The sequence below is a fragment of the Vibrio cincinnatiensis genome (assembly GCF_022113815.1).
Lineage (GTDB): Bacteria > Pseudomonadota > Gammaproteobacteria > Enterobacterales > Vibrionaceae > Vibrio > Vibrio cincinnatiensis_A.
This window is the reverse complement of sequence record NZ_SGOM01000002.1, coordinates 272,782-287,093: the sequence shown is the minus strand read 5'-3', so window position 1 is coordinate 287,093 and position 14,312 is coordinate 272,782. Positions and strand designations below refer to the sequence as shown.

10 protein-coding genes and 1 pseudogene are annotated in these 14,312 nt (G+C 41.1%); 9 read left to right on the top strand and 2 right to left on the bottom strand.

The genetic code is table 11. The features are described 5' to 3' along the window. Nucleotides 1-230 precede the first annotated feature (230 nt). Nucleotides 231-1,265, top strand: a complete 1,035-nt coding sequence (locus EXA13_RS04270; protein ID WP_238132050.1) for an ABC transporter substrate-binding protein — start codon at nucleotides 231-233, stop codon at nucleotides 1,263-1,265. 53 nt (nucleotides 1,266-1,318) lie between these two features. Here EXA13_RS04270 and EXA13_RS04265 read toward each other — a convergent pair whose 3' ends face one another. Beyond that, the gene (locus EXA13_RS04265) at nucleotides 1,319-2,290 is read right to left on the bottom strand and encodes a ParB/RepB/Spo0J family partition protein (protein ID WP_238132049.1); all 972 of its coding nucleotides are present in this window, start codon (nucleotides 2,288-2,290) and stop codon (nucleotides 1,319-1,321) included. Nucleotides 2,291-2,297: 7 nt separating this feature from the next. Further along, the gene (locus EXA13_RS04260; RefSeq protein ID WP_238132048.1) at nucleotides 2,298-3,515 is read right to left on the bottom strand and encodes a ParA family protein; all 1,218 of its coding nucleotides are present in this window, start codon (nucleotides 3,513-3,515) and stop codon (nucleotides 2,298-2,300) included. Between the two features lie 1,389 nt (nucleotides 3,516-4,904). Between EXA13_RS04260 and EXA13_RS04255 the strand changes: the two genes are divergently transcribed. From EXA13_RS04255 to pdxH, 8 genes and pseudogenes are all read left to right on the top strand, one after another. Further along, nucleotides 4,905-6,881, top strand: coding sequence for a replication initiator protein RctB domain-containing protein (locus tag EXA13_RS04255; protein ID WP_238132047.1), 1,977 nt, complete (start codon nucleotides 4,905-4,907; stop codon nucleotides 6,879-6,881). Between the two features lie 594 nt (nucleotides 6,882-7,475). Further along, nucleotides 7,476-7,673: a PA3496 family putative envelope integrity protein gene (locus tag EXA13_RS04250; protein WP_078925781.1), complete on the top strand. Its 198-nt coding sequence runs from the start codon at nucleotides 7,476-7,478 to the stop codon at nucleotides 7,671-7,673. Between the two features lie 157 nt (nucleotides 7,674-7,830). Next, nucleotides 7,831-8,040 (top strand): DUF3283 family protein, encoded by a 210-nt coding sequence (locus EXA13_RS04245; protein ID WP_238132046.1) that lies wholly within the window; start codon nucleotides 7,831-7,833, stop codon nucleotides 8,038-8,040. Nucleotides 8,041-8,113: 73 nt separating this feature from the next. Next, nucleotides 8,114-8,833: a YebC/PmpR family DNA-binding transcriptional regulator gene (locus EXA13_RS04240; protein WP_238132045.1), complete on the top strand. Its 720-nt coding sequence runs from the start codon at nucleotides 8,114-8,116 to the stop codon at nucleotides 8,831-8,833. A gap of 185 nt (nucleotides 8,834-9,018) precedes the next feature. Then, complete coding sequence (locus EXA13_RS04235) at nucleotides 9,019-9,885, top strand: NAD(P)-dependent oxidoreductase (RefSeq protein ID WP_238132044.1); 867 nt, start codon at nucleotides 9,019-9,021, stop codon at nucleotides 9,883-9,885. A 141-nt stretch (nucleotides 9,886-10,026) separates the two neighbouring features. Beyond that, nucleotides 10,027-11,709: pseudogene (locus EXA13_RS04230) on the top strand (SpoIIE family protein phosphatase). 189 nt (nucleotides 11,710-11,898) lie between these two features. Then, a complete protein-coding gene (locus EXA13_RS04225) occupies nucleotides 11,899-13,572 on the top strand; it encodes a DUF342 domain-containing protein (RefSeq protein WP_238132043.1) in 1,674 nt (557 codons plus the stop codon). 102 nt (nucleotides 13,573-13,674) lie between these two features. Next, on the top strand, nucleotides 13,675-14,310 hold the full coding sequence (pdxH, locus tag EXA13_RS04220; protein ID WP_238132042.1) for a pyridoxamine 5'-phosphate oxidase: 636 nt from the start codon (nucleotides 13,675-13,677) through the stop codon (nucleotides 14,308-14,310). Nucleotides 14,311-14,312 lie beyond the last annotated feature (2 nt).

The following is a 14,312-nucleotide window of genomic DNA, read 5'->3' as shown; positions in this document are numbered from 1 at the left end:
CATAACAAATCAGATCATAAAACAGAAGCAGCTATGGTAGCACAAGCACAAGTCGCTCACCCACACCCCCAGTAATCGATTTATCATCAGAAAATTTGGAAACCTTTATATAAACTAACTAAAAAAATTATTCATAACGACAAATTATATTTGCTTTATCGAAAGGATAATTTGACTAATTATGCACCTGAACGCCAGCATGGGGCTGGATATTAAGGAATAAAAATGCAATGAAATCTTTCATAAAAGGACTGCTCATCGCCGCTATCGCAGCCTCTAGCCAAATAAGCGCACAAGAAAAAGTACTCAATGTATACGCTTGGGGAGGATATCTGCCAGAAAAATCACTTAAGCACTTTGAAGAACAAGAAGGGGTTTCCATTCATTATTCAACGTTTGAAAATAATGAATCCATGTACACCCGACTAAAACTACTCAAAGGAACTGGATACGATGTGGTGTTCGCTTCCGCCTATTTTATCGAAAAAATGGGGCGAGAAGGGTTACTTAGCGAATTAGATCATGAGCAAATTCCTAATATGAAAGAGGCAATGCCATCCTTACTTGGTCAAGCTCACGATCCCAATAACACTTATTCTCTTCCGTACATCTGGGGAATTACCGGGTTGAGCTACAACCACGCCTTTTTACCACAGGGCATATCACGCTGGGCAGACCTATGGGACGTTCAATATGAGCAACAAATCATGCTGATTGATGATATGCGTGATGTTTTTGGTATGGCACTCAAGTTAAATGGATTTAGTATTAACACGAAAAAGGAATCAGAAATAGAAAAGGCTTACCAATCATTAGTCGCCTTGAAACCCAACGTATTGCTCTATAACTCAGATGCCCCCCATGTTCCTTATGTCTCCGGAGAAGTCACGCTGGGCATGCAATGGAATGGTAATGCTTACCAAGGTCAGGAAGAATTGCCGGAACTCACTTTTGTAATGCCAGAAGAGGGCGCGGTATTGTGGATGGATAACTACACCATCCCATCGGGCAGTGAAAATAAAGCTCTGGCACATAAGTTTATCAATTTTATGCTTCAAGCAGAAAACCAAGCGGAGATCGTCAATAGCTTAGGTTATGCTTCAGCCACACAAGCGGGAAGAGCGCTATTACCCGACACTTTACGCAATAACCGAACCATTTATCCAACAGAAGAAGAGATGGTAAAAGGGGAATTTATTAATGATGTCGGACCGGAAGCTTTGGCCATCTATGATAAATATTGGCAACGGTTGCGTAATCAATAATGTAATAGTGACTCCTATAAAATAGCCCGCTAATGCGGGCTATTTTATTCTGGTTAACTTAACTTTTGCTGCACAAAATCAAGAATGTCTTGCATCAACCGATCATCCACTTTCTGCAGGTTCACCGTCAAAAGGTGCCCTTTACGCGTATAGTGAGCTCGGCCTTTGACCAATTCGACCTTATTACTGGCTACTTTTTTAGGGGGAACCAGAGACTGAATCCACTCTTCAATCGTCTCCGTCACTTCTTTAGTAATACGAGCGACTCCTTGTGAGTGACAATGCTGCCAAACATACCCATCATGTTGCTGACATTTAGCCAAGAGTTCCGTTTGTTGCTCCTCTGTCAGCTCATTAAATTGTTTGTGTAACTTAACAATTGTCGGACGACCGAGTTCAACCACGTTTGGATAGGCCTGTAATAAAGCCAGCGGTAATGAAGCCGCTTTTAATGCACCACTCACTAAAGCTTCGCTACATTGGAACATTTTCGCTAATGCTTTTTGATCTTCTGCAGCACCGCTATCGAGCTGTGCTTGCATCTCTTTTCCTTTTTCATACAGCGAGAGCGGTTTATGTGCATTGGCAACATCGGAAAGGAATTTTGCATGCTCAGTATTGATGTTATCGGCAACGTAGACCAAAAAATCTTGCTTGGCTAACAAGCATGATTTCCGACGGCGGCTACCATCTAACACCTCAATTTTACCATCCTCTTTCCGGCGACCCACTGCTGGAAATTGTTGACCACGTTCACGTAATGAATTCAGAATGTCAGCCAATGCATGTTCATTAAGAAAGGATTGCTCACGGGCATTTTGAGCAAAAACAACGGTTTTTTCTTCTATTTCACCAGCAGGAATTCGGACCAATTCAAAAGTCACCAAATCTTCACCCGCCACAGCAAGTTCAATCACTTGAGCTTGCGCTTTCGCAGCAGCTTGCGCTTCTTGAGGGGTTGAAGCTCGTCGTTTATCTGCTTTACCAAATAACTTCGCATTCAGCTCAGACGTTTTTATTGCCATTTTTTATTTACCCCTGATTCAATGAAGTCCAATGTGTATGCAGTACACGCTCTAATTCTAAGGCACTTTTTTGCACCGCATCCTGTGCGGTTGCTAAGGTTTTCTTACCGCCCTCAAAATCACTGGTGGTAAGATCAAAAACCGTACTATAAGTATCGGCGCAAGTTTCAAAAGCACGGCTACGAGGTATCGTTGCCATCATCACCTGATCACCTAATAAATAATTCATTTCCGTTAAAACAGACACCTGTTTCTTATTATCATCTTCAAACATCGTCGGCATTAAGCGAACAAATTCCAGCCCTTTCCAATCATCGGGGAACATTTCATAAACGGTCGGTAAATGTTGAAAAAAGTTAACCGTGGAAGCCCAGTCCAAACGTTTAGCTGCACAAGGAATAAGCAGTGCATTTGACGCATACATCGCGTTCCATACTAAAGGATCCACATGTGGCCCAGTATCAATCATGATAATGTCGAATTCATCGGCAATTTTATCAATCAATTTCTCTTTCAATAAACGAACAATATCTAATGATTGATTTTGAGAAAGATACTGCCAAGCCTCTGCGTTAAACATGGCATCTTCCGGAAAGGCAGAAATGGTTTTTAAATTAGGGTATTGAGTCGGTAGTAGAACATTTTTTTGTAAAAAGGCTTTATCAATCTCAGTCCCTTCAGGGAAATTATCCAGCATAATATCAACCGCTGAATAAATATTACTGTGTTCAGCCAAACTGATCTGTGGGTTTAAAAACAGACGTAAAGAGCCTTGTGGATCCAAGTCAATCAAACAGATACGATAGCGCTTATCCAAATTAAGCGCTAGACAAGCCGCCAAATGCACAGCGGTCATGGACTTGCCCGTCCCCCCTTTTTGGTTCTGTACATTGATGATCCAAGGTTTATTGTCTGTATTCTTCTTTCGCTGATGGAATTTAAGTACCCCAGCCGCATCCATCAGCATATGAGCTTCAGCAAGAGAAATAGAGTAGTGATTCGCATTATTTTTCGTAAATTGATGCCCCGCCGCCTCTAGTTTAGCGATCGCTTCATCAAGTTTACGACGCGTTAAACCTGAGCGAGTTTCCATCAAAGCCTTTGACATTGGAGGAAAATGCTCATCACGACGTTCTTCTAATACAATCTCTATTCGATCAGCTTGCACCTGCTGAGTCTGTTCAGCAAGCTGATAGAGATTCTCTATTGTTTGTTCTCTTTTCATAGTCATTTCCATAACTGATTCCCAGCCACCCATTGTACAGCAATTCACGATACACACAATAAAAAGGTGAACATTCACTTATAGATACTAATCACAATAAATAGAAATACAGACATCAATTGACGTATTATTGACATTATGCTGACGGTCATATTCTTTGAAATTTAGCTAACAATACCTTAATTAAGGTGAAAATTTTAAATATTACAACGTCACATATTTACAATGTAAACCGAAGAAAATTGATCCAAGAGAAGAGAAAATCATTTTATTCAACATAAAAAAGAGAAGATGGAAAATAAGGCACCTAAATCCTGAAAGCCATCTCATCGGAACGATTACTCAGAATAGATAAACTACGGTAGATGTATTTTCAATTTAGCTTTGCCATTATTTTTCTAAAAAAGGGCATATATAACCTCATAAAATGACGTAATTTAAGGCACAGCGAGTAAGTATAATGAGAAAACAAGCATAGAATAGGAAAATTTAGCCTCCCGACATTGTTTATATCTCGATTTGGTTAGAAAGAGAGCTCACACAATAGAATGGAACGATGATCAAGGATGCTATCATGATCATCGTTCCATAAAAATCACGCTCTAGGGAACAATGATCAAGGAGTAAATCGGTACTATTAGAACCCATCGAGGTGGAAAAAAGGATCCTTAGATAACGGAAAGATGATCAAGTCTCTATCCACCACCGGAAGCATGATAAAAACGGAGTGATTTACGGTTAATGTCAATTACAATCAGGCTTCCTCCTAGATAAGTAAGCCTAATTAGCCATAAAAAGAAACTGAAATAAGGGAAAGAAAAACAGGAAAATAGCCATGATCATGCTTTCGTTATCATACTGTAAAGCCAATAGGCGAGGGAAGTCTGTACCAAGTGTTCACTCAATCATATCCAGATGTCCGTTATCCGAAAATCTCTTATATTTCCCGTTATCTTGATCATCGTTCCAAGGCTTAACAAGGTGGAAAAAACAGCAAAAGTATCAATGGAGAACAATCTCTCCCCAATGAATGTGGATAAGTTGTGTATCTTTCTTGATCATTGATCCTGCGAGCCATTGATCATAGATTCGAACACTTGATGATCATCGTTCGAGCCTTGTTTGATCATGCTTACTGAATAACGATGATCATCGTTGCAGATTTGACATGATCATGCTTCAAGAAGTTAAAAATAAATATTATTTAAAACCAATGAGTTAAAGTGAAAACCGCAGCCTGATCATTAGATCATATTAATCAATACTTATCAGAATAATCAAAAAGATCAGTTATTTAAAAACAATAAATTTCTCTTTATTTATGATCACTTTTTCTTTATGCTTCTTGGAACTATAGCGATATTACGGCTAGTGCAATACGGAATGAACATGATCTCTGAAGAAAAATTGCTGATAAACGCCCCCAGAAGCCACAAAGATGGCCATCTCTTTGAAGTTTCAGAAGCCGCCGTGGATTGGATTGAGCAATATCAGCATTTCAAAGGTGTTACAAAAAGTATTGTTGAACTATTGAACTTAATTTCATTGCGTGGCTTTCGAAGCCGAGATGGCTTGGTATCGACTACAGAGCTGATTGAAGCAACGGATGGTCAACTTACAAGGGCAGCCATTCAACAACGTTTAAGAGCAGCTGTCGCCATTGGTTTATTTAAACAAGTTCCTGTTCGTTTTGAAGAGGGGCTTGCTGGAAAAACCATGCTTCACCGCTTTGTTAATCCAAATCAATTGATTTCGGTTTTAGGTTCTACCAGTTTAGTCACTGAATCGGTTAAACAAACGGAAAAACGTAAACGGTCAAAAGCGTTAGCACAAACGCAAGTAAACCAGCGTTTATTGCACGAACATGGCCTAAATACTCCCCCAGCAATGAAAGATGAAGCTGATCAATTTGTGGTTTCCCCCACCAATTGGGCTGGGATCATTGATCAGGCACTGGCTCCTCCACGGACTCGAAAAAGTTATCAAAAATCAATGGTATCAATTTCAGGTACTCGCGCCGTAATTGAAACTCGATCATCAAAAAATATTATGACCGTTGACGATCTTATGACTTTATTTGCCCTGTTTACTTTAACGGTGCAATACCATGATCATCATCAAGAAGACTATCAGCTCAATGCTAAATATGTTCCCAATAAGACACCGCTCTATATTACCGATATTTTGTCCTTGAGGGGCAAAAAAGACAGCGGTCCAGCACGTGATTCCATCCGAGATAGTATTGATCGAATCGAGTTTACGGACTTTCAATTGCATGAATTAACAGGACGCTGGCTAAGTGAAAATATGCCCGAAGGCTTCAAAAGTGATCGTTTCCGTTTTCTTGCACGCACGATCACCGCTTCAGAAGAAGCGCCTACCGAAGGCAGTGATGGTGAGATTCGCATCAAACCTAATTTGTATATCTTAGTTTGGGAACCCTCATTTTTTGAAGAATTGATGACTCGAGATTATTTTTTCTTATTTCCACCGGAAATTTTAAAACAACACACCTTAGTGTTTCAGCTCTACTCGTATTTTCGTAGCCGTATGTCACGCCGTCATACCGATGTGATGTTGTTGAGCGAATTGAATCAAAAGCTTGCTCGAAACATTGAGTGGCGGCGTTTTTCGATGGATTTGATCCGAGAGTTAAGACGTTTAGCTGAAAAAGATAAAGCCGACGATCACTTCATGGTTAACTTATGGGGTTACCATTTAACGGTGAATACCTTGTTCGAAAAAGACAAAATTACCGATTATCAGGTTGACATAAAGTGTGATGTTGAAGAAGTTCTACGTTACTCTCGCGCCAAAACTACCAATGCGGGCAAGCGCAATATGGCTCCAACACTGCCAAATCCATTGCGTAATGAAATGGTTTCTAAACAACGATTGGATGAATTATCCGAAATTATTGATGGTGAATTTGAGCCGATTCAGAGAAAAGCCCCTTCTCCACGTGGAAAGCTTGGCCGTCGAGTCAAACAGCGTAAACATTTGGTTGAGATTAATGCTGATGAGATAACCATCACGCTATCTAAATACACCTCTCCAGAGGCTCTAGAACGTAGTATTACAGCGCTCGCGGCAATGACTGGACATGCACCTTCATCCATTCGAGAAGAGTGTCAGGAGTTGATAGAGAAGCTTGATTGGTTAAGAGCTGATGATGATATCATTCCTTACGAAACGCTCAGTAAGATTATTGATCTTTATAATAAACAAAATAGTGACAAACACTTGTCTATCGAACGCGTGATTTCAGGCCTAGCGGTGCGTCGAAAAGTGTGTAAATTAGTTTATGAAGGGCATTTGGATGATACCGTATTTCGAGCGCTTGATGATGTTGCTATCGGTATTTAATAGGATATGGCAGAGATAAAAAACCAACCGAACCTTGACCTTTTTTTGACAATGCTGACGGTAAGACAGCGGTATGATTCTTTACGAATAGACAACCTTTTGTCCTATCTAAATATTGATAGATTGGCTCATATTGTTACATTCAAATATGATGTTGGCGAGCTCCCCCCAAGGGCTCGCTTTTTTTTATCCTAATTTTTTGCTGATCCAAAGGATATTTCCTCTCTAATTTCATGATCCCTTGATCATGTTTCCATTGTTTTTTGTAGGTCAATTTTGATCACTAGGACATTGGGATCTTGATGGTGGGATCTACTAAGATAATTCAGTATGGATAAAATAAACAATCGTGACTTAAGTCTTTAGCAGACGCGGAAATCGATTATAAATGAGAGATTGATCTGTTTTGTTTTTTGAAGATAATTCCTCAAATGTACTTCTATACTGAAGGTTGAGCAAAAGATAATTGAGTGATTTGTTGATTAGATACTCGAACTCTCGCTTTAGTCACACTCTGGCTTAAATCTGCTTAACAAGGTTTTCGCCTTTTGCTACAGATTACTTGTCCCTGACATGGTTTGTTCGGAGGTTGCAATGTCTATAAATTCAATTGACCATGATGAAATAACAAATATCGCAAATAAGTGGGACTTCACGGATGAAGTAGAGACACAACGCCCAGTGAAAAATCTTAAGTCTGCCGAAGCTCGTCGTCGTATTGAAACACTACGAGAAATACGAGAAAGCGGCTTAACCATTGAGGAAGCAAAGGAATTGGGTCTACTTCACTAGAAGTGCCTAAATGGCGAATTGATAAGGGTGGCATTAGCCACCCTTTATTTTTTGCGGTTTTGTTGATTTTAGGGGGCTAAGGCAATATTTTGCTTCTGAATTTTGATCATTTTTATGCTATATTCAGCCCCACGTTTGACTGATTGTAGATTTTCTCATGCCTTTTAACCTTGCATTACTCGATGCAGAGCAGAAAAACAAAATAGAGCTAGATAAACAGGCTTCTTTTTTAGTTTGGAAGATGAAGCAGGCAAAATGTGGACCTGATGTGGTCACTAAGCAGCTTTCCAAACTGGTTTCTGAGCAAGAAAAGGAGTGGTTTCAGCAGTCAGTGGATAAATATAAACGAATAATGGGTGTCGCGTAGCGTTCATTATTAAACAAAAATGGAACATTTTTGTTTACCCGTCGCATTAAATTGAACTAGAGAGAACATCCCAATGGGAAGAAGTTTTGAAGTGCGCAAAGCCTCTATGGCCAAGACTCAAGGCGCAAAGATTAAAGTTTATTCCAAGTATGGTAAAGAAATTTACGTATGTGCAAAAAATGGTGGTACGGATCCTGACATGAACTTGTCGCTTCGTCACCTGATTGCAAAAGCGAAGAAAGATCAAGTTCCTGCACACGTTATCGAAAAAGCGCTTGATAAAGCGAATGGTAGTGGTGGGGAAGATTATCAACCAGCACGCTATGAAGGTTTTGGTCCTGGTGGTGCAAGTGTAATCGTTGACTGCTTAACCGACAATGGTAATCGTACTTATCAAGACGTTCGCCAATGTTTTGTAAAAACGGGCGCAAAAATTGGTACTCCGGGTGTTGTGGCACACATGTTTGATCATCAAGCTGTTTTCCAGTTTAAAGGTGATGACGAAGAGTCCGTGCTAGAAGCTCTGATGATGGAAGATGTTGATGTTACCGATATTGAATCGGAAGAGGGGGTTATCACCGTTTTTGCTCCTAATACTGAATTCTTTAAAGCAAAAACAGCCTTAACGAATGCCTTTCCTGAGCTAACCATTGATGTGGAAGAAATTACTTTTGTTCCACAAAATCAGACAGTTGTTAGTGGCGAAGATGCAGAAAAATTCCAGAAGTTTTTAGACATGTTGGATGACTGCGATGATGTCCAACAGGTTTACCACAACGCGGATATCGCATAAAACAAGCTAACTGCCGAGTTTATCTCGGCTTTTTTGTCTCTATTGATTGAGGCAAATTGCACTTACCATCATTGAGCATCATCACTTTAATAAACATAGACCTTCCAGCCGTAATCAGTTTGGGATTCGAGGTGCTTTTCGTATGAAAGGGTTTAATGCGGAGAGAAAAATAAAAAGGAGTTTGTATGAAAGTCAGTTTCATTGGTTTAGGTGTCATGGGGTATCCGATGGCTGGGCACCTTGTTAAAGCTGGGTTTGAGGTCACCGTTTTTAATCGTACCACTGAGAAAGCGTTAGCATGGGCAAAACAGTATGGTGGAAAAGCGGCAAATTCAGTGGCTGAGTGTGTCGCGCAAGCGGATGTTGTTTTAACCTGTGTCGGTAATGATGACGATGTCCGTAGTATGACCACGCATGAGCAAGGTGCTTTGGCTTACATGAAGCCGGGAGCAATATTAGTGGACCATACTACCACTTCAGCTTTACTGGCCCAAGAAGTGGCAGCAGCTGCTGCTCAGGCTGGTATTCTCTTTATGGATGCTCCCGTTTCTGGTGGGCAAGCTGGTGCTGAAAATGGACAACTCACCATTATGTGCGGCGGCGATAATGTGCTCTTTAGTGAGCTTCAGCCAGTGTTTAATGCTTATGGTCGCTCATCTGTCTTGATGGGGGAAGTAGGACAAGGGCAAAGAGCAAAAATGGTGAATCAAATTTGTATTGCTGGTGTATTGAATGGTCTGTCTGAAGGCTTAGTACTGGCAAAACAAGCGGGGTTAGATATTCCCACCTTAGTTTCTTGTTTAAAAAATGGTGCGGCCGGATCATGGCAGATGGAAAACCGAGCCATAACTATGGCTGAAGAGCGTTTTGACTTTGGGTTTGCGATTGATTGGATGATTAAAGATCTCGATTTTTGTCTCGACGAGGCTAAGCGGCAGGGAATTCAGTTACCCATGACAGAAAACACGGCTCAAAGGTATCAGGAGCTATCTTCGCAAGGGTTTGGGCGTATGGATACATCGGTACTCATTAAAGCGCTTACCGAGCGTTAATGCTGAGCTAAGACGTGATTAACCATGGGGCTAAAACCTGGTTCGCCCCATTGAGTAAACTGAACTATATTTTGATAAGGAATTAAGCCTATCGTTGAATAACAGCAAAGACTGAGTAAGTGAGGCATTATTATGCGAGTAATGATCGTTGATGATCATGCAACAAATCGAGAGTTGTGTCGTATGATGTTAGCCCCCATTTCGGAGCATATTGATCTGTTTGAGAATGGCCAATATGTTGTTCAGGCCATGCAAAAAATGTCGTTATTACCCGATATTATCCTACTGGATGTCATGATGCCGGTAAAAGATGGATTTACTACCGCTCAGGATATTCGCCGCGCTTTTCCAAAACATCATATCCCTATCTTATTTCTCACGGTATTAGATGATCAAGAATCGTTTGCTCGTTGCCTTTCATTAGGGGACGACTTCATTCTAAAGCCTGTCGAGAAACGCGTGCTGTTAGCGAAAATACAAGCTCATTTTCGCATTGTACAAATGCATCAGCAATTAAGACAACAACGTGATCAACTGCAAGCCTATCATGATCGAGTACAACAAGAATATGCCATTGCCGAGTCTATCTTTCATCATCTTATGGATGAAATGAGTGTGCAAATTGAACCGATTTATGGGATTCATTCTATGTCCAGCCCCGCCACACTCTTTCATGGTGATTTAATATTGGTTGCTCGTCGCGTGCATGGTGGCGTCTATGCCATGATTGCCGATTCCAGTACCGATGGACTGCCAGCGGCAATGGCGAATATACCTGTAACCCGTGCTTTTTTTTCATTGGCTGAGCAAGGCTGTGCTTTGAGTGAAATGGTGACAGAATTAAACCAAAAGTTGATTAATTTTTTACCGGATGGAATCAACCTTGCCGCACATCTATTTGAAATACACTCTAATGGGTTTGATGTGTCTTGGTGGGGAGGAGGGTTACCAAATAGTTACATCGTATCGCCTTCAGGCCAGTTGGTTAAACGGCTAGTACCGACTCACCCCCCATTAGGTGAACGGGGGACAAAGGCGTTTAGTTGCGATATTAAACACTTTAAATTAGACCCCGGTCAGAAAATTTTTTGCTGTACGAAAGGGTTGACTGAGGTGATGAATGAGCAAGGTGAACCATTTGGAGAACTTCGTTTAGAAAGGTTATTGACTCAAGAGGTAGAGAATCAAACGGTAAATAGCGTGTATGAGGCGATTGAGCAATTTTCGACGAAAGAGCAAAAGACGTATCTCTCTTTGCTTATGATGTCATTTCCAGTGATTAATGCGAAATGGATCCCCTCAAGTCGTGAATCATTACTGAGCCCCATTCCTTGTAAAAGTGAGCTCTGTTTTCCTGCTCACGTATTAAAACAAGTGATCGTCATGAATGAAGTTCGCGCTTTTCTCAAAGGTATAATTCATACCAATCATCATTTAGATTTTCTTTGTGCGATTTTATCTGAGCTTTTTGCTAGCATGATCGAGCAAGGGTTACTACAGTTACCTGTATCGCTAAAAGAGGATCCTGAAGGCTTTCTTCACTACCACTAACTGCGAGAGTCGGCACTTCAATCACTTACTGATGAATATAGTGTTACCTGTGAGGTTCATTATCAGCCTCAACATCAATTTGTTGAATTCTATCTGACGCATAATGGTCATGTTCAAGCATCCTCGGGTTCAAGTATGTCTGGCACGGATTTTCTCTTTGCTTCTCAGCTTTGTGAATCACTTAATTTCCTCCACGAAGGTCAAACGATCCATGCCATTTATCGATTCGATACTCCAGCTATCTTTCCTGATATTGCTCACTTTATTCGTTAATCAGTGACGGCATCTTTGTTAAATTAATGGCATTCCATAGCAAGATAGCCTAGAAAACCAGCATCGCTTAGGTGAAAATATGCCCATCAAGTGATGTAACCCTTACTCTGAATATTGAATGATTTAGCTCAGCAACGATTTTTTATACACTGCGTAATAAATGGAAAGAATGCCGTAAGGTGGAGCATTATGTGGAAGGATTTCATTGCGCTCTCGGAAGATAAAAAATGCGTTATGGCATGTTTGCCGAGTGATACAAGCGTTACTCCAGAACTGAATAAAATCGGTCTCACTGAATCATTGGTAAAAATTGGAGCGGGTAAATTTTGCGTGTTGGATGAAGCCGTTAATCGATTCATCAATAGCGTCAAAGAAGGCAAAAAAGCGGCTCGTGAAGGTATCGTGATCGCGGAAAAAAGAAATGCGACCGTTGAGATTGTCGTGAGTGAACAAGATATGTTAGCGACAATGGTGGTTACGGGAGCCTATGGTGGACGAGGGTTGTATGGCAGTGAATTGGTGCACGCTCTTGCTAAAGCCTATGTTATCAAAGGTATTAACAAACTGGCATTAAAAAAAGTGCTCGTGATGAGTAATACACTTAAACCGGGTGAGATCTTTACTCAACCAGTGGCTCAGGGTAAAGAAGCCGTTCAAGGGCAAGATGCTCAATTTATTCCATTAGTGGAGGATGTGACAACCCGTATCCTAGCACCGAAGGTGGTCAAAGGTGAGCAAAAAGTTGATATGCGTAATTTGGGAGAAACGGTAACTGTTGGTGAAAATGAACCCGTTATGCGTCGTAAACCCTCGACACAAGGGGAAGCGGGTTACACTGTGTTAGGAAAGGTAATTCCGGCTAAACCAGGTAGTGAAGCCGTGTTGGTTGCCGGCAAAGGAACCCATATTTCGCCGACAGATCCAAATCTATTGTTGGCAAGTCAGTCTGGGATGCCAATCATTAAAAACAAAACGGTTGATGTCGAAAACGCGCTGTGCCTGAATAATGTCAGTGTGGCAACGGGTCATGTTAAGTTTAAGGGGAGTGTAGTGATTTCTGGTGATGTTGAACCGGGAATGATTGTGCGCGCAACAGGCTCAATTACCATTGGTGGTTTTGTTGAATCAGCGGATGTACAAGCACAAGGTGATATTGATATTGGTAAAGGCATTATTGGACATACGGTATTTGATGATGAGGCTAAAACTTGTGTTGTGAAATCTGGGAGAAGCATTCGCGCTAACTACGCTCAGTTTTCTGAGTTGCAAGCATCGGAAAATATTGAGCTTGCAGTGCATAGCATGAGCAATAGCATTCGTTGTGGTAACGATCTTATTGTATTAGATAAAAATGAAAAGCAAGGGACATTGAGTGGTGGAACTGCGAAAGTTGGCGGGAAAATCATCTGCTTAAATTTAGGGGTAGAAGGTGATGCAGCAACAACGGTTGAGGCGTTTGCGCGTTATGGGTGGTACAAAGATAGAATCGCTAAACATAAAGATCATTATAAACAAGCTCAAGAAAGAACCATGGATGTGATCCGTCGGGAGTTAGAATTGAAAAAACGACCAAAAGCGGAACGAATGGAAGAGGAATTGGTCGAGATTGATCAGCAAAAACATCAAGCTAGTGAACATATGGAAAAAGTTAAAGAAGCGGTTGAGCTACTTAATGACGAGTTTGAACAGATGTTGGAACTGAATACCATCGAAGCTAAAGGTAAGATCTTTACCCATGTGACTGTGCAGTTTGGCGATGAAAAAATTACCACCAAGCGGGTACACGGACCGTCAGTTGTCTCTTTTAATCAATATGAGATACAACTCTCATCAAAATTGGATCAAGAAGACATCGGTATATAACACTTATAATCGAATAGACTCTTTCCTATCCGTAATGTTTTGCTATCCACTTGAGATCTGCTCCTTATCAGCGCACAATCGGCAGAAAAATAAGGAGTAGAAATGGATCTTTCAGATATTCGTCGTGAATACACTCGAGGTGGTTTACGGAGAAAAGACTTATTGGTTGACCCGATTGACCAATTTAACCTTTGGCTTGAACAAGCGATTAATGCGAAATTAACAGATCCTACCGCTATGACGGTTGCAACGGTTGATGAACAAGGTCAGCCATTTCAGCGGATTGTGTTGTTAAAAAATGTGGATAAGCAAGGGTTTGTCTTTTACACCAACTTAGCAAGCCGCAAAGCTCAACACATTGAGCATAATCATCGAGTCAGTCTCCATTTCCCTTGGCACCCAATTGAGCGACAAGTGCATATCACCGGGGTGGCGGAAAAGTTGAGCACGTTTGAGAATATGAAATATTTCACTTCTCGTCCAAAAGAGAGCCAACTTGCGGCGATCGCTAGTCGACAAAGCAGCCGGATTTCTGCTCGTGGTGTACTGGAAGGTAAATATCTTGAGTTAAAACAAAAGTTTGCTAAAGGGGAAATCCCTGTCCCAAGTTTTTGGGGCGGATTTCGCATTCGTCCTCAAAGTCTGGAATTTTGGCAAGGTGGAGAGCATAGACTACATGATCGCTTTCTTTACAGCCAAGCGGAAGGTGAATGGCAGATTGAGCGGCTAGCGCCTTAAGA